General features: G+C 52.8%; 18 protein-coding genes. 4 read left to right on the top strand and 14 right to left on the bottom strand.

Annotation, left to right across the window (positions count from 1 at the left end; translation table 11 throughout):
• Positions 1-43: 43 nt before the first annotated feature.
• Complete coding sequence (locus IAE55_RS22805; RefSeq protein WP_105442095.1) at positions 44-562, top strand: DUF3231 family protein; 519 nt, start codon at positions 44-46, stop codon at positions 560-562.
• Between the two features lie 162 nt (positions 563-724).
• On the opposite strand, the gene tyrS is transcribed toward IAE55_RS22805, so the two are convergent.
• The 7 genes from tyrS to IAE55_RS22770 form a co-directional block, all read right to left on the bottom strand.
• The gene (gene tyrS / locus IAE55_RS22800; RefSeq protein WP_200633952.1) at positions 725-1984 is read right to left on the bottom strand and encodes a tyrosine--tRNA ligase; all 1260 of its coding nucleotides are present in this window, start codon (positions 1982-1984) and stop codon (positions 725-727) included.
• 433 nt (positions 1985-2417) lie between these two features.
• Complete coding sequence (locus IAE55_RS22795; protein WP_076174880.1) at positions 2418-2687, bottom strand: metal-sensitive transcriptional regulator; 270 nt, start codon at positions 2685-2687, stop codon at positions 2418-2420.
• Positions 2688-2807: 120 nt separating this feature from the next.
• Complete coding sequence (locus tag IAE55_RS22790) at positions 2808-3599, bottom strand: sulfite exporter TauE/SafE family protein (RefSeq protein ID WP_105442093.1); 792 nt, start codon at positions 3597-3599, stop codon at positions 2808-2810.
• Positions 3600-3671: 72 nt separating this feature from the next.
• Entirely contained in the window at positions 3672-4826 is a 1155-nt protein-coding gene (locus IAE55_RS22785) for an MBL fold metallo-hydrolase (RefSeq protein WP_200633951.1), read from the bottom strand.
• A gap of 18 nt (positions 4827-4844) precedes the next feature.
• Positions 4845-5240, bottom strand: coding sequence for a DsrE/DsrF/DrsH-like family protein (locus IAE55_RS22780; RefSeq protein WP_105442092.1), 396 nt, complete (start codon positions 5238-5240; stop codon positions 4845-4847).
• Positions 5241-5286: 46 nt separating this feature from the next.
• Positions 5287-5859, bottom strand: coding sequence for a sulfurtransferase TusA family protein (locus IAE55_RS22775; RefSeq protein WP_145160781.1), 573 nt, complete (start codon positions 5857-5859; stop codon positions 5287-5289).
• Between the two features lie 319 nt (positions 5860-6178).
• On the bottom strand, positions 6179-7447 hold the full coding sequence (locus IAE55_RS22770) for a helix-turn-helix domain-containing protein (protein WP_200633950.1): 1269 nt from the start codon (positions 7445-7447) through the stop codon (positions 6179-6181).
• Between the two features lie 150 nt (positions 7448-7597).
• On the opposite strand from IAE55_RS22770, the gene IAE55_RS22765 reads away from it, so the two are divergent.
• The gene (locus IAE55_RS22765) at positions 7598-8356 is read left to right on the top strand and encodes an SDR family NAD(P)-dependent oxidoreductase (RefSeq protein WP_145160783.1); all 759 of its coding nucleotides are present in this window, start codon (positions 7598-7600) and stop codon (positions 8354-8356) included.
• Positions 8357-8418: 62 nt separating this feature from the next.
• Here the strand turns inward: IAE55_RS22765 and IAE55_RS22760 are convergent, their stop codons facing one another.
• The 3 genes from IAE55_RS22760 to IAE55_RS22755 all read right to left on the bottom strand — a co-directional run bounded on the left by IAE55_RS22760 (position 8419) and on the right by IAE55_RS22755 (position 9332).
• Entirely contained in the window at positions 8419-8622 is a 204-nt protein-coding gene (locus tag IAE55_RS22760) for a hypothetical protein (protein WP_105442089.1), read from the bottom strand.
• Between the two features lie 202 nt (positions 8623-8824).
• Positions 8825-8947 (bottom strand): hypothetical protein, encoded by a 123-nt coding sequence (locus IAE55_RS34145; RefSeq protein ID WP_256992339.1) that lies wholly within the window; start codon positions 8945-8947, stop codon positions 8825-8827.
• 187 nt (positions 8948-9134) lie between these two features.
• Positions 9135-9332, bottom strand: a complete 198-nt coding sequence (locus IAE55_RS22755; protein ID WP_076174899.1) for a YqaE/Pmp3 family membrane protein — start codon at positions 9330-9332, stop codon at positions 9135-9137.
• 127 nt (positions 9333-9459) lie between these two features.
• Here IAE55_RS22755 and IAE55_RS22750 point away from each other — a divergent pair, with 127 nt between their 5' ends.
• Positions 9460-10140 carry an SOS response-associated peptidase gene (locus IAE55_RS22750; protein ID WP_200633949.1) on the top strand — a complete coding sequence of 227 codons (681 nt, stop codon included), beginning with the start codon at positions 9460-9462 and terminating at the stop codon, positions 10138-10140.
• Between the two features lie 44 nt (positions 10141-10184).
• On the opposite strand, the gene IAE55_RS22745 is transcribed toward IAE55_RS22750, so the two are convergent.
• Complete coding sequence (locus IAE55_RS22745; RefSeq protein WP_200633948.1) at positions 10185-10469, bottom strand: DUF4183 domain-containing protein; 285 nt, start codon at positions 10467-10469, stop codon at positions 10185-10187.
• A gap of 129 nt (positions 10470-10598) precedes the next feature.
• Positions 10599-11276 carry a DUF4183 domain-containing protein gene (locus IAE55_RS34140; protein ID WP_267918371.1) on the bottom strand — a complete coding sequence of 226 codons (678 nt, stop codon included), beginning with the start codon at positions 11274-11276 and terminating at the stop codon, positions 10599-10601.
• Positions 11277-11618: 342 nt separating this feature from the next.
• On the opposite strand from IAE55_RS34140, the gene IAE55_RS22735 reads away from it, so the two are divergent.
• A complete protein-coding gene (locus IAE55_RS22735; RefSeq protein WP_089549950.1) occupies positions 11619-11846 on the top strand; it encodes a hypothetical protein in 228 nt (75 codons plus the stop codon).
• A gap of 152 nt (positions 11847-11998) precedes the next feature.
• Here the strand turns inward: IAE55_RS22735 and ppk1 are convergent, their stop codons facing one another.
• The gene (gene ppk1, locus IAE55_RS22730; protein WP_200633946.1) at positions 11999-14137 is read right to left on the bottom strand and encodes a polyphosphate kinase 1; all 2139 of its coding nucleotides are present in this window, start codon (positions 14135-14137) and stop codon (positions 11999-12001) included.
• Complete coding sequence (locus IAE55_RS22725; protein ID WP_200633945.1) at positions 14134-15045, bottom strand: Ppx/GppA phosphatase family protein; 912 nt, start codon at positions 15043-15045, stop codon at positions 14134-14136. Before IAE55_RS22725 ends, ppk1 begins: the two co-directional genes overlap by 4 nt.
• Between the last annotated feature and the right edge of the window lie 137 nt (positions 15046-15182).

Genomic DNA, 15182 nt, shown 5'->3' with positions numbered 1-15182 from the left:
TAACGGTACTGCCCTACCTAAAACTAAGGAGAGAATGAAATCGATGGGTATTCTCGACGGAAATCCGAAACACCAACCGATGCATTACGGCGAAGTCTTCAATTTATGGGAAGTTTCCATGATGGCCAAAGGACTCGTCTCCTGCTATCAGGTATATCTGAACCATGCCGGAGACAAAGACCTCAAACAAATTCTTGAGGACCTGATCGACCAAGCCAAGACCGAAATCAAGGAATGCGACAAGCTGCTGACCGACAACGGCGTCGTCCCCGCGCCGATTATGGCCGACAGACCGGCCGTCAATCTGGAGGACATACCGCCCGGGGCCCGCTTTATGGACCAGGAAATCGGCGCCAAGCTGGCAGCCGACACCGCCGCGGGACTGACTGCCTGCAGCGCGATTATGGGCATGTCTATCCGCGAGGACATCGGCGCATTATTCGCCAAATACCATACGACCAAAACCGCCCTTGGCGTGCGGATTTTGCGTATGAACAAGGAGAAGGGCTGGCTTGTTCCTCCACCGCTTCACGTTGAGCGTCCGGTTGAGGAAAAGGCATAACCCAACCCCTCTGCCGCTTACGGCGACTACCGTTCACGCAGGTCGGAATGTACGGCAAAAAAGGCTTTCCCTTCGTCCCCATGGACGGCAGGAAAGCCTTTTTTGTGATAGATCCCGTTAACGTTCTGACGCGGCTCTTGACTCCGAAAATACGTCCGGAGACTAGGAAAGCTTCACGAGATGGTATTTTTTCTTGCCTTTGCGGATGATGATAAACCGGCCTTCGATGGCATGGTCGGCGCTTACTTCCAGTTCGACGTCGGTGACGCGCTCACCATTCATGGAGATGGCTCCCGAATTCAGATCCTCGCGCGCTTGGCGCTTGGACGGCTCGATGCCGACATCGACGAGCCAGTCGATGATGTTCTTGGATTCCTTCGACGCTTCAAACGTCGGCATTTCCTTGAAGCCCTGCTCGATTTCGTCCGCGGTAAGCGACTTGATGTCGCCGCTGAAGAGCGCAGCGGTGATCTTTTTAGCTTGGGCCAGCATTTCTTCGCCATGGACGAACCGGGTCATTTCCTCGGCCAGCGTAATCTGTGCTTCGCGTTTGTGCGGCTCGGTCTGCACCTTTTCCGCCAAAGCGTCGATCGCTTCTTTGTCCAGGAAGGTGAAGTACTTCAGGTACTTGACGACGTCGCGGTCGTCCGTGTTCGCCCAGAACTGGTAGAACTCGTACGGCGTCGTTTTCTTCGGATCGAGCCAAATGGCGCCGCCGGCGGTTTTGCCGAATTTCGTGCCGTCCGCCTTCAGCATAAGCGGAATGGTCAGGCCGAATGCTTTCGCTTCCGAGCCTTCCTTTTTCCGGATCAGATCCAGGCCGCTCGTAATGTTGCCCCATTGGTCGGAGCCGCCGATCTGAAGTTGGACGTCCTCTTCCCGATACAGGTGCAGGAAGTCCATCGACTGCAGAATTTGGTAGGAAAATTCCGTGTACGAAATGCCGGTTTCGAGCCGGTTGGCGACGATATCCTTGGCCAGCATCGTGTTGATGCTGAAGTTTTTCCCATAATCGCGGAGAAAATCAATGACGTTCAGCTGATGCGTCCAGTCGTAGTTATTCACCATGCGCAGCTGGTTGTCGCCTTCCGTCAGGAACAGCTTCTTCATTTGGGCGGTCAGGGCGTCCACGTTCGCCTGCACCTGTTCCATCGTCTGCAGCGTGCGTTCGGACTGGCGTCCGCTCGGGTCGCCGATCGTTCCGGTGGCGCCGCCGATCAGAATGACCGGCCGGTGTCCGGCCAGCTGGAACCGTTTCAGCATCATGAACGGGATCAGGTGCCCGATGTGCATGCTGTCCCCGGTCGGGTCGACGCCGCAGTACAGGGAGATCGATTTCTCCTCCGTCAATTGGCGGAGTCCCTCCGCGTCCGTCTGTTGGTTAATGGCCTCGCGCCACTCCAGTTCGTCAATAATGTTCATTTCCTTGTCCAGCTCCTTTGCTTGTTCATGATATATGGGACTAAAAATCGGTTATACATGGATCGAGGCGGGCTTCTCCCGGATGCAAGGCTTCCTCATGAAGCCGGGAAACGCAAAAAATCGCCCCCCGGCCTGAAACAGACCTAAGGGACGATTGTAATAACCGTGTTACCACCCACATTGCGCAGGGCCGCCTCATTCAAGGCATGCTGCACCACTCGACGGCGCATATAACGTTGGCCATTCCGCTTGGCATTACCCAAGATACTCCAGAGTGTAATTCGTCAGGACCGTGTGCTGCCGGGTCGCATCGACCCCCGGCTTTCTGAGAACAGGGACTTCCCGCTACTTCGCTCTTTCCGCGTATATTCCGAATATTCAAATGGATAAGCAAAGTATATTGATTTCCTCCGGGGTTGTCAAATGCCAGGGTTTACCGGCTTTTCACCAGCAGCTCCACGGCTTCCTTCACCATTTTTCCGGTGTCCATGTTTCCAGCTGCCTGCTCCGCCAAGATGCACTGCTGCAGGTTCTCCGCGACGATCTGGGCGATCGCCTTATCCGAGGCGTTGCGCACAGCGGATAATTGGGAGACGACCTCCTTGCATGATTTTCCTTCATCCATGAGGCGCAGCACGCCCCGGATCTGCCCTTCGATGCGGCGCAGACGTGTTTTCATTTCATCCGTGTAATTGTAATCCATGTCAGGATCCCACCTTTTCTAACGATATACCGGTATGGGTATATTATAGAGCAAAAAAATACAAAACTACACTGGTACGGATCCCGCTGCCGCACTGAAATTTATTCCACCCGATCTTTCTCACAGCAGGGACGCCCATATTTTCACAGCCGTGAAGGCGATCAACACCACCAGCGCATACCGCAAAAGTGTCACGTTCATCCTGGAGCTGATTCTCGATCCGAGCGGAGCCCCGATCAGGCTGCCAAGGACGGTAAAGACGGTCGGTCCGAGCGGAATGCCCCCGCCCGCGATTTTGCCGATGACTCCGCCGACTGCCGAAATCAGCACGATGGCCAGCGAGGAAGCGATCGTCGTCCGGGTGGGAATGCGCAGCACTGTTAGCATGATCGGAATCAGTATAAACGATCCGCCCGCACCCACGATGCCGGAAACAGCACCGACCAGAAAAGCCGCCGTGACGGCTACGGTTTTGTTAAACGTTAGCGGTTCAGACCGGCTCTCCGTTCCCCGGTTCGGAATGAGCATGAGGACGACGGCGAGTACCGCCAAAATGCCGTAAATCACGTTGATAGCCGTTCCGTCCATCGAACCGGAGGTCAGTCCGCCGAGTAGGCTGCCGGCCAGAATGCCTCCCCCCATATACATGACGAGGCCTTTGTGGACCGCCCCTCCTTTCGGATCGGGCTTCGACCGGTACGCCAGCACGCCGGCCAGTGAAGAGAAGAAAACCTGGAACATGCTGATCGCGGAAACCTCGTGTGCGGAGAACGATGGCAATCCCAGCATAGGCGGAACATACAGCAGCAGGGGAAAATTGATGATCGCCCCGCCGATGCCGAGCAGTCCGGAGAAGAACGATCCGACGAGACCCAGCAGCAGCATGACAGCGTAGAGCATCATATCCGCCATGGCGTCCTCCCTCCTTTCTCCTCCCTAAGCATCCTTAGTGAAAACAGGCTGCCCGCGCATTTCGTACGCTGGTTACTTGTCATGAACCGCACAGCGGTTCGGCCCGATCTCCATCTCGCGCTGCTCTTCTTCGGTCGGATGGATTTTGCCCATATTCGCCTGCCGGATATCCTGGTATGCATGAGGCTGCGGAGGGAGATTTTCCGTAACGGTGCGCCGGAACGATTCCTCGTCCTGAATGTTCAGCCCCGGATTGTGACGGAACAGGTCCGCCAGCCGGGCCATGACCTTCCCGTTCTCACCAAGCTCGGAGATTTTGCCGAAATGCGCCGGCAGGACGATCAAGTCCTCGGACAGCCCTTTATACCGGCTGTACAGCGTGCTCCGCAGGTCGTCCACCCAATCCTCCGCCTGGCCCGCTAGGTCTGGACGGCCGATCGATTCGACGAATAAAATATCGCCGGTCAGCAGATACTTCCCATCGATAATCAGCGACGTGCTTCCAATCGTATGCCCCGGGGAATACACCGGCTCGATTGCGATGGTGGTGCTTCCTACGTTCATTTCCCGGCCTTCCTCCAAACGCTCATAGGAAAAGGTAACTTCCTCCGCATCTTTCGGCGGCAGCCAGTAGGCCGCTCCGGTGCTTTCGGCTAACGCTTTTCCGCCGGAAATGTGGTCGGCATGCAGATGCGTGTCCAGCGTATGCTTGATCACCGCCCCCTGTTCGCCTGCAAAACGTTCCAGGATGCCGGTCATGCGCGGCGTATCGATAACGGCAGCTTCGCCGCCGGAGACCACCATATAAGACAGACAGCCTTTTCCGATCCGCACGAACTGATACAGCGCACCCCCGCCGTTCAATTCGGCGATCTGGACCGGTTCCAAATGCTCGCTCCAGGATTTCATGCCGCCTTCCAGGTAGGACACGCCGGTTCTGCCCGCTTCAGCCAGCTGTTCAGCGACGAATTGGGAGGATCCCTCCTTGGCGCACACGACGAGAACCTCTTTGCCTTCAGGCAGTCGGGCAAGGGCTTCATCAACACCGTCCAGCAGATCGAAGTACGGGATGTTGACGATTTCTACCCGCTCCCCTTCGATCTTCCAGTCGTTAAAGTCACTCTCATTGCGCACGTCCAAAATCAACAGTTCTTCCTTGGCCAAAATCCGCCGTGTCAGCTCCTTGGCTGTCATGACGCCCGGATTCGTATTCACTGAAGCTGTCATATCAAAGATTCCTCCTTGTCAGAAAGATAAGGTGACGTTGGCATCCTTGGCAAAGTCGAGGAAGGTCACCGCTCCGCCGACTTCAATCCCGTCGATAAAGTCTTCCTTCGTCAAATTCATGACGTCCATCGTCATTTGGCAGCCGATCATCCGGACGCCAAGCTCCTGCGCCATCGCGACCAGTTCCGGAATGCCCGGAACGTTAGCTTTCTGGAACCCTTCGGCGAAATGCTCGCGTCCGGCCGGCAGCGGCAGCTGTTGGTGGGCCTGCTTGTGAATCAAATTCAAGCCTTCGAATGTGAAGAAGACGGCAACCTCCGCCTCGGTGGCTGCGGCCGCCGTGGCAATGTTAAACACTTTATAGGCATCAAACAATCCGCCGTTGCTGGCAATAATCGCTACTTTTGTACTCATGGATCATACCTCCGTAAATTTTTGAATTTGGTTTTTGGTTTTGGTTTTATTGATTTTCAATTGGTCCCGTCCATGCGGACATGCCGGGCACGACGTTGCTTACATGCTGAAATCCATGCTCGGCAAGAAGGTGACATGCCAGATCGCTGCGCGATCCTGTGCGGCATACTACATGAATGCTGTCTTCAGGATCCAGCTCCGAAAGGCGCGCCTCCAGGTCCCCCAGCGGAATGGATACCGCCCCGGGTATGTGGCCAAACGCATATTCAGCCGGCTCACGTACGTCCAGAACAACCAAGTCCTCGCTTGCTGCGAGCTTGCTTTGAAGCTCTTCATTGGAAATGGTATGCGGGTAATTCGCCGCTTCCTTCAGCTCTTCCGGCCGGGATTTGCGCAGGTAATGCTTCAGCACCTCCCCGTCTTCGAGCGTCCCCAGGTACTGGTGGCCCGTATTTTTGGCCCAGCCCTGCATATCCGCCAAAGACCCCCGGTCCGTGGCCAACACCTCGATGACCTGTCCCGCTTCAAGCTGGTCCATCGCTTTTTTGGTTCTGACGATAGGCATCGGGCAGGACAAACCTTTGCAGTCCAAAGTGACATTTACCGATATTTCCGCCATGCTTGTAAACCTCCCTTATAAAGTAAGATCCGGATGTGTATTGATCATTGATCGAGGTATTATACGTATACCCCTATGGGTATAATTCTAGGGCGGAAAAGGCGTATTGTCAAACCGCCAAATCATGGAATATTAAAACAAGCCTCCTGCAGGACTCGCCTGCTGGAAGCTTGTTTATCTTTTCATTGTTGTCCTTAGACAGCAGCATATGAATCGCCAAAGGAACTGGAGACTCAGGTATCCGTGTTAAACAGGGAACTTCGGTTCTTCTGGTTATTCTGGTTATTCTGGTTTTCGTTCTTGGTTCTTCCGGTATTCGTTATTTTGGTTCTTTTGTTTTTTCCGCCGCTCGCCCGGCTGATCCCTCCTCCCGGTACCGTTTTGGCGTCACGCCGGTCATTTTTTTAAACACCCTGTTGAAATAACTCTGATCATTGAAGTTCAGCCATGAACAGATGTCCGAAACCTTATATTTGGTCAGCTTCAGCAGCTTTTTCGCCTCGTCAATTCTTTCGCGCTGGATATATTCACTGATGGAGACACCTACCTTTTTCTTGAACAGGCTGGATAAGTAGTTGGGACTCAAATAGGTCAGCTTCGCCAGCTGCTCGAGTGTAATGTCGTCGTAGAGATGGTCGGAAATATAGTGCTGGCAGGCCGTAATCGTCGACGAATACTGCTGCTCCTTAACCTTGGACACCCGTTCCGTAAACGCGAAAACCGCCTCGGTCATCACCTTGGATATCGCCTGCAGGCTTTCCTGCTCCTCCAGCTGCTGAATATAGAAATCGCTCAGCGTAAAGGCCGTCTCCTCGTTCAGCCCGCCTTCGATCGCCGCCCGGCAGATCAAGGCCACGCCGGTGATCATCAGGTTTTTCTCGCTGCGGATCCGGCTGCGCCTGGACAGCTTGCCCAGCTCGTCTTCGCCGATCAATGAATAACGGACGACGTCCTGGACTTTATCGGTGCGTCCCTTGCGGACATAATCCAGCAGCACCCGCTCATGCGAAAGGTTCGTATGGGAAATCAGGTTCATCCGTTCCCGCGAAATCTCCAGATCCGGCGCATGCGTCGGCTGATTCTCCGGTGGCTGCTCGCCGCTGGTCTCAACGATCTGTACCGGGTCCAACCGTTCCTGGTAGAGCAGGCTGTAAACCAAAAGGCTCATGGAACGAAAACGCTCCGGGCCAATAACCGGCAGGGATTGGTAAAACTCAATCAGCACCCGGACGTTGGAAAATTCGTGCATCAGCTCTGTGATGTAATCGAGTTGCGTTTCGTCCAGCCCGGCATCGAGACAGGGACCGACCACGATTTGCCCCAAGGATGCTTCGTCATGCTGCAGGCCGATTCGAAAAAAATGCAGCCTGTTGATGGAAAAAAAGGTCGGAATCTTCTTCTGCCCGCCGTTTACTGCATGTTCCCTGATCTGCTCCTGAAGCGGAACATAATACGGGCTCTGGCGGATGCTCGCAGCGGGACTTTCATATGCAAATTGCCCGCGGGTGTTGACGTAAAATACAGACACGCCATGGGCCTCATGCAGATGGTGGCACACGTATTTAATTTCTTCCAATGCGAACCGCATGACGCTCCCCCTTTTTGCCGGCATAAATGATAGCGGTTTCTTCACATTAAAATAATACAATTAAGCGTAGAAAAGTACAATAATTGCCGATCAAACCCTCGTACAATGGTCAATGAACAGATCATGATCAACGATTAGGGGGAATGTGCGATGGAATTGGAAAATAAAATCGTGCTGGTCACCGGCGCCGGAAGCGGCATCGGCAGAGCCAGCAGTTTAAAAATGGCCGCTAACGGGGCCAAAGTCGTGCTGGTCGATTTTAACCGCGAAACTGGCGAAGAAACGCTGCGGATGGTCCAGGACCAGGGCGGCGAAGGCATTTTCGTTCAGGCGGACGTATCCAAGAGCGAAGACGTGCAGCGCTACGTCAATGCCGCCGTGGACACCTATGGCCGGATCGATGCCTTTTTCAACAATGCCGGCATCATCCAGAAATTTTCACTGCTGGCCGACGTGGAAGAAGCGGAGTTCGACCGCCTCGTCGCCGTTAACATGAAGGGTGCCTTCCTGGGGCTGAAGTATGTACTCAAAGTGATGGAGAAGCAGGGCAGCGGCTCGATCATCAATACGGCGTCGACAGCCGGCATCCGCAGCGAGCACAGCGTGTCCGTGTATTCGGCAACCAAGCATGCGGTGATCGGATTGACGAAGTCGGCAGCCATGGAATACGTAAAAAAAGGCATCCGGGTCAACGCCATCTGCCCTGGCGGCGTGCAGACCTCGCTGACCCAAAGCGTGGAAGAACAGTTCAAAGCGGGCGGCTATATGCCCGAAGAAGTCAGCAACATGCGGATCGGCCGCTACGCGCAGCCGGAGGAATTGGCCGAAATGGTCTCCTTCCTTGCATCCGACCGGTCAAGCTATATGGTTGGCTCCATCGTCCTTGTGGACGGCGGCCTGACACTGTAAGCTGCTTCTGCTTAGCTTACGAGGAAAACCCTCTCTGGAATCAGAGAGGGTTTTTGTCATTCTCAAATACTGAACACACCTGCCAAACACAGCAGTCCACCGAAGATCATAAGAATCATGCCGGCAAAGCGAAGGTACCATCGCCGATCTTCACTCAGCTCCGCATCCCAATCCTCGCCGAATCTTCGAAACCACCACGATTCCGGCTTTTTTCTGGCAAACCAGCCAATCGCAGCAAGCACGATTCCCATGATCAGCACCGGCATATGTATCGACTCCTTTATGGATAGAACGGGATCACGCAGCCGTCGTTCCGGGATAAGCAAGTCAACTGAGCAATTTGATAAGTAACCGAGGGAGATACAGCAGCACATCCAAAAGCCAGGCGGATTTATCCGCATAACGTTCGATTTGATTGTACCTCATATTTTTCATAGGGCCGCTCCTTTTAAATCAATGGCTGCCTGCTTACGGAGCAAATGACACATGCTGGATAATGTAACGCACCACAAAGAAACTGATGATAAACAGCGCCGCCAACCCGAGCAGGAAAAAAATCAGGATCTTATCCCCTAAGGAAAAACGCTTCATTGGTTCCACCTCGCAACTTTTCCATAATTATACAGGAAAGCGGGCTGTATGTTAATTTTTGTTGCAATAAAAAACGGCTGGGTGAAAATAACATAGTTGAATCCTATATAAAGGAAAAGGCCCCCACCTTTGGGGACCTTTAATGGATATCAGACGCCAGTTCTATATTATAAGAATGACCCTCGTTTTACCGATGCTGCTCCCGAATCGCCCGTACGATCCGATCCGCCCGTTGATCTTCTTTGTATGAATGAACCACAAGCATCGCATGAATGACGCCCGGAATGTAGCCGATACATGTAAGGATGATGCTTAAGATGAACTGTCCCAATTTACCGCAGCTCAGAACGGCCAGCGGCGGAAGAAAGCATAATAAATAACGCATTGGCGTTAACCTCATTTCTGTTTGAATGATCTATAATACGCCGCCGCGGTATCTTCGTTTCATTTTGTGCCGCACTCATTTTTGGGGTAATAAAAAGAAAACGGAGATGAAGTAAGGAGGACATGACATGTGCGGACGGTATACGTTGGCGGTTGAAGAAGAGGATCTCGTCCAGCCATTTGACATCGATGATGTCCAGTATGAAATAACTCCACGGTATAATATAGCCCCGACCCAAACGGTTGCCGGCGTTCGAAGCGATCACGGAAAGCGGATATTGCAGGGGTTTCACTGGGGGCTGCTTCCGTTCTGGGCCAAGACGAAAAAGATGGCCTACCATACGTTTAATGCCCGTGCGGAGTCGATTGACAGCAAGCCGGCATTTCGGTCAGCTTTTCCTGAGAAACGAATGGCCGTGTTGGCAGACGGATTCTACGAGTGGACTCATGAAGGCGAGCATAAGCAGCCCTATCGGTTCCGGGTGAAATCGAGAGATGTGTTTGCTTTTGCCGGCCTGTACGATGATTGGAAAAGCCCGGAGGGCGAGGTGATCACGAGCTGCACCATCATAACGACAAAGCCGAATTCCCTTACGAAGAAGGTCCACGACCGTATGCCCGTTATTCTTGGTGAGGAAGAGCTGAACATCTGGCTGGATCCCGGCGTGTCCGATAAGGACTTGCTGCAGGGGCTGCTGCGGCCTTACGAGGCAGAGGACATGTACTCCTATCCCGTGCCCGGATCGGTCGGAAACGTACGGAACGAAGGTGAAGAATTGATCGAGAAAATCGCCCTGAATTCCAAATAAAAAGGCAAAGAGGACCTCCGGGTCATCCGTTAGTCCTCGTCTGATCAAGAAACAACAAACTGAACGACAACCGGGGTACCGGGGTCCAACACATCGCCTCCAGGAATGGTAAGCGTCGTTGTTGTCGCTGACGAAACGTCGGCCGTCTGCATCAAACCATTCAAATAAAGGTTGTAGTAGTTGAACGTCCCAGGAAACGCCGTAGCAGCCACTCCAGCGTCATTGGTGAAGGCCGTTGCGGCTATAGCGAAGGTCGCTCCGGTTCCGGTACCTGCACCAATGGTCGAAGTGAATCTCACGCTGTTCTGATACGGGGTTACGATAGGCATATTCTCTCCTCCCTTCTTGGTTGAGGAACATATAGATTTTCAAACCAAAATCTTTGAAAACCATCGGATCCTCTACCCTATTAAATGCAGGAAGGTTTGAATTGGCGTGGGGGAAAATACGAAAAAGTGCTAGACTGTAATATTCGCCGTTAACTGCACCGTTTCTAAAACAATAGGAGTCCCCGCATATATAGTCGTGCTTTGCGGTGGAAAATATAGTTCCGACGGATTGATGCTGTACGATTTCCCCGGCTGGATGATCCCGTTGATATAGAGGTTGCTGAAACTATTGGGACCAAGCGTCGAAAAATCGGCAACCGCATCACCTTCATCATTCGTGAATTGGCTCGCCGCAACCGCGGCCGACGCCGTTAAATCCAGATCAGTCTCCGGCTGATAAAAATAACGGGCGGCCGTCGGCAGCACAGTTACTCCTGGTATAACGACGGGTCCAGGCGGGCCCTGCGGACCTTCGGGTCCTTCCGGACCAGCCGGCCCTTGAATGCCCGGTGCGCCTGGTGCCCCTTGCATCCCTGGTACCCCTTGAGGGCCAGGGCCACCCGGTTGTCCGGGGAGCCCCTGTACGCCTTGCGGCCCCTCCGGCCCGCGCAGACCTGACGTCCCAGGAGGGCCCTGCACCCCCTGTAGGCCTTGCGGTCCGGGAATCCCGGGCAGTCCTGCAGTGCCATCCATCCCCCGTTCCCCTTGAGGGCCATGATCGCCCTGCATCCCGGTCAATAGCGCCAGCTCTGCTTTGATTTGTGCCTTGGCTTCCTCGATTGCCGCTTGTAAGGCATGCTGATCCATCACATTTCGGATCTTCCGTTTTCTTCTAGGGTTCACCTTTTTGCAAACGACCGTCTTTTTGATTCTTTTAGCGCCGATGCATTTTATTTTCTTCTTTACATATGTGCGCTTCGTTTTTCCTCCTTTTCTCATTTGCGGCACCCTTCCCTTAAAAAATTAGGAATATGTGTATATGACATATGTATATGTCCAATGCACATCATGGGAGTGGACTATCGCTATCTTCGGTGTTACCGGATGAAGTTTGGAGAATTAGGCGTAATGAGAAAAACTGGTGGCATCCATGCAAATCGTTGTCCGTTCGGGTACAATAAGACAAAACGACCTATGGAGGCTGCAACGATGAATATGGAAGAAGAACCAAAGCAACAGGCGATTCCCGCCGAAGACGACCAAGGCAATTTCAAGCTGCTCGACACCCAGCGCATCCTTTCGATCACGTCCGAAATCGAAGGCGACGAGGACAGCGCGGCGATTTTCCATTACGACGACGGCAAAAAATACAAATACGTGCACAGCGAGAAAGCCATGAAACAGTTCGGGGAATGGATTCAAAAAGGGGAAGGTTAAACGCTAAAGTTGAGGATCGAAAGGCTGCCGCTAGGCAGCTCTTTTCATAGGCTTGCAGCTATAAAAGAGATGACCCCAGTATCATACGGGAGTCATCTCTTTTAAATCCATTGGTATCGTGGATGGTAATCATCCTGAATATTTGTACCCGATCAATGCTGCAGCAAGCGGGCCCACCTGCGCCAAATACGCAAATGCCTCGGCTGCCGCCGGTCCATGCCCTGCATCGCCTCTTCGATGAAATGCTTCTGGCTGTCTTTCAGGTTGGCTTCATACGGCGAGGACAGCCGTTTGTACTGCCCGTTGCTGGACATCTGTCTTGCTTTATCATTGTCCTGCAGCATGACATCCAGATGATGCAGGATGCGCTGCTTCAGCCCAGGGTCATACACCGGGCAAGCCGTCTCGACACGGCGGGTCGTACTGCGCGTCATTAAATCCCCTGACGAAATGTAGATGGAGCAGTCCTCATCCGCCCCGAAGCAGAAGATCCGGGAATGCTCGAGAAAACGTCCGACGATGCTGCGAACGGTAATATTTTCTGTTTTTCCCGGGACGCCCGGCAGCAGGCAGCAGATCCCGCGGATGATGAGCTGAACGGGAACCCCGGCTTCCGATGCCTCGAACAACTTCTGCAGAATTTCCCTGTCCGTCAAGGAATTGGACTTCATTAAAATCCGGCACGGCTCACCTCGGCCCGCTTTCTCAATCTCCCGGTCCATGCATTCAAGCAGGGGTTGCTTGAAATGATTCGGCGCGACGAGCAGATGCCGGTACTGCCCGTCCAGATTCGAGATCGCCATATTTTTGAAGAAGGCATCCGCGTCGCGTCCGATCTCTTCATGCGAGGTCATCATCGAAACATCCGTGTACAGCTTGGCGGTCTTTTCGTTATAATTGCCCGTGCTGATCTGCGTAATATATTGAATTTTATTCCGGTCCTTGCGCGTAATGAGGCATATCTTGCTGTGCACCTTATAGCCCTCGACACCATAGATAACCTGGCAGCCGGCCTCTTCCAGCCGCTCGGCCCACTCAATGTTATTTTGTTCATCGAATCTGGCCTGCAGCTCAATCAAGACGGTGACGTCCTTGCCGTTTTCGGCCGCGAGGCATAAATACTGGGTAATGATCGAGTGCTGAGCCAGCCGGTAAATCGTGATCTTGATCGAAACGACATGGGGATCCTCGGCGCTTTCCTTGAGCAGCTGCAGAAAAGGCTCCATCGAATCATAGGGGTAAAAGAGCATCATATCTTCCTTCAAACACCATTCCGTTACCGTTGGGTAAGCCTGCATATCAAGAAGATTGTTGGCCCTGAAAGGAGGATACGTGCATTTCATTTCCAAATGCTTCGGCATGCGCTGGATCAACTCGAACGGATAATTCAGCACGATCGGTGCCACGCTATTGAACACTTGTTTGCGGCTCAGCTGCAGCTTGTCGCACAACAATTGCCCGACGCGTTTGGGAAGCTGGCCTTCGACCTCCAATCGGACCGGTGCCAGGCGTGCCCGTTTCTTGAGCGTCTTCTTCATCAGCTGCCGGATATCGTCATCGTCGTCGTATTCCAGATGTTCGTCATCCAGCGCAATGTCGGCGTTCCGGGTAACGGCTACCAATTGGGTGCTGCTCACTTTATACATATTGAACAGCTGCTTGGCATATCCCAGGATGACGTGGCTCGTCAATATGTACCGAAAGGAATCTCCAGGTAATTGGATGAAGTCCGGAAAAGACGGCGAGACCGGGATAATGCCAAGCGTTTGGTTTTTGTCCTCGAAACTGCACATCACGTACTGCTGCTTGTTCATCAGATGCGGAAACGGATGATGCGAATCGACCACAATCGGCGACAGGACCGGGAAAATATGCTCTGCATAATAATCCTCAATGAACTTTTTCTCCTGCTTGCTGAGGTCATCCATGCCGACGCGGTAAATCTGATAGTTCTCCAAAGCTTGTTCGATCTGGGCAAAAATAGCGTTTCGCTTCTCATAATAAGGCTCGGTGGCCTCAAAAATGTAATTCAGCTGCTCCTGGGCCGTCCATCCGGTTTTGTTATCCCGATGCTCTTCCTTCATACCGGCCAAATCGGTTAAGCTGCCGACCCGGATCATATAGAACTCATCCAAATTGCTGGTGAAGATGGAAACGAACTTCAGACGCTCGAACAGCGGAACCCGCTCGTCCATCGCTTCTTCAAGCACGCGCTCATTAAACCTGAGCCAGGATAGCTCCCGGTTCTGCATATAAGAGGTTTGTGTTTTCAATGGCGTGGAGGCTGTCATTTCTCTTCACTTCCTTTGGCTAAGCGATCATATAAAAACCCTTCACGAACCCCGAAACGGCTGATATGCACCACTTCGCTTTGAAAAAAACGGGCGATTTCGTTAAGCAAAATCATCCCTGGGATCAGGGTGTGAATCCGATCCGGCGTCTTCACCAAAATGGGAGCGATATGCTTTTTCTTGTGATTTTTAAAACGCCGAATCATCCCTTGCAGCTCTTCGATGCTCATCTGGTTGGCTTGGTCCGTTTCGCCAAGAACGCCCTTCAATTTGAAGGATGCGCGGATCGTGCCGCCAACGCCGCAGATCGGCAGGGGACCCAGTTCCGGGATGGACATGGCCTGCAGCTGCTTTTGCACCAGTTCCGCAATCGCTTGACGCTCTTTCTCGGACGGAATAATTTTCTCGACGCATTTCTCGTAGGCATTCAAGCATCCGATAGGCAGGCTATCGCTGTAACAAATCTCTTTATTTTGAAAAACGGCAATTTCGGAGCTCCCGCCGCCAATATCGACGAGAACGCCCTCCTCCAGCTCTACGCTGTGCATAGCTCCCACATAGCTGAGCCTGGCCTCTTCATCGCCAGAAATCACCTCCACCTCAATGCCAGCGCTTTCGCGGATCGCATCGACCACTTGCCGGGTATTAGCGATATTGCGGATGGCGGCCGTGGCAAACACATGAATACTGTCCGGTATAACGGGCAGCTGCTTCAGCATGCTCATATAGTCGTTCAGGGTCTGGCAGACGACCCGTATGCCGGCCTCATTCATGCGCTTCTTGTCGATATAATGGACAAGCCCGGCCATAGTCTTGCGATGAAACAATACCTGTGTATCCTGACCTTCGTATTGGTATACGGTCAAACGGATCGTATTCGATCCGACGTCAACGATTGCAGCAATCAACCTGTTCACCACACCTTAAATCTACATTTTCTCTCATATATTAATCTAGAAATGTTATCGCAATGTAAAATCAGGAAGATGTCCTAGAAATAGCCGCAAATCAAGTCGAAAAAGGCGATATAAGGCATACAAAAAAA

The sequence above is a fragment of the Paenibacillus sp. S28 genome (genome assembly GCF_016624415.1).
Lineage (GTDB): Bacteria > Bacillota > Bacilli > Paenibacillales > Paenibacillaceae > Paenibacillus_AQ > Paenibacillus_AQ favisporus.
The sequence above is the reverse complement of the archived record's forward strand: the minus strand, read 5'-3'. Positions and strand labels throughout refer to the sequence as shown.

Bases quoted from the DNA above. Each gene is read 5' to 3' on its own strand.
- IAE55_RS22805 (WP_105442095.1), top strand. From the start codon at position 44: ATGGGTATTCTCGACGGAAATCCGAAACACCAACCGATGCATTACGGC.
- tyrS (WP_200633952.1), bottom strand. From the start codon at position 1,984: ATGAACATTATTGACGAACTGGAGTGGCGCGAGGCCATTAACCAACAG.
- IAE55_RS22795 (WP_076174880.1), bottom strand. From the start codon at position 2,687: ATGGATTACAATTACACGGATGAAATGAAAACACGTCTGCGCCGCATC.
- IAE55_RS22790 (WP_105442093.1), bottom strand. From the start codon at position 3,599: ATGGCGGATATGATGCTCTACGCTGTCATGCTGCTGCTGGGTCTCGTC.
- IAE55_RS22785 (WP_200633951.1), bottom strand. From the start codon at position 4,826: ATGACAGCTTCAGTGAATACGAATCCGGGCGTCATGACAGCCAAGGAG.
- IAE55_RS22780 (WP_105442092.1), bottom strand. From the start codon at position 5,240: ATGAGTACAAAAGTAGCGATTATTGCCAGCAACGGCGGATTGTTTGAT.
- IAE55_RS22775 (WP_145160781.1), bottom strand. From the start codon at position 5,859: ATGGCGGAAATATCGGTAAATGTCACTTTGGACTGCAAAGGTTTGTCC.
- IAE55_RS22770 (WP_200633950.1), bottom strand. From the start codon at position 7,447: ATGCGGTTCGCATTGGAAGAAATTAAATACGTGTGCCACCATCTGCAT.
- IAE55_RS22765 (WP_145160783.1), top strand. From the start codon at position 7,598: ATGGAATTGGAAAATAAAATCGTGCTGGTCACCGGCGCCGGAAGCGGC.
- IAE55_RS22760 (WP_105442089.1), bottom strand. From the start codon at position 8,622: ATGCCGGTGCTGATCATGGGAATCGTGCTTGCTGCGATTGGCTGGTTT.
- IAE55_RS34145 (WP_256992339.1), bottom strand. From the start codon at position 8,947: ATGAAGCGTTTTTCCTTAGGGGATAAGATCCTGATTTTTTTCCTGCTC.
- IAE55_RS22755 (WP_076174899.1), bottom strand. From the start codon at position 9,332: ATGCGTTATTTATTATGCTTTCTTCCGCCGCTGGCCGTTCTGAGCTGC.
- IAE55_RS22750 (WP_200633949.1), top strand. From the start codon at position 9,460: ATGTGCGGACGGTATACGTTGGCGGTTGAAGAAGAGGATCTCGTCCAG.
- IAE55_RS22745 (WP_200633948.1), bottom strand. From the start codon at position 10,469: ATGCCTATCGTAACCCCGTATCAGAACAGCGTGAGATTCACTTCGACC.
- IAE55_RS34140 (WP_267918371.1), bottom strand. From the start codon at position 11,276: ATGGATCAGCATGCCTTACAAGCGGCAATCGAGGAAGCCAAGGCACAA.
- IAE55_RS22735 (WP_089549950.1), top strand. From the start codon at position 11,619: ATGAATATGGAAGAAGAACCAAAGCAACAGGCGATTCCCGCCGAAGAC.
- ppk1 (WP_200633946.1), bottom strand. From the start codon at position 14,137: ATGACAGCCTCCACGCCATTGAAAACACAAACCTCTTATATGCAGAAC.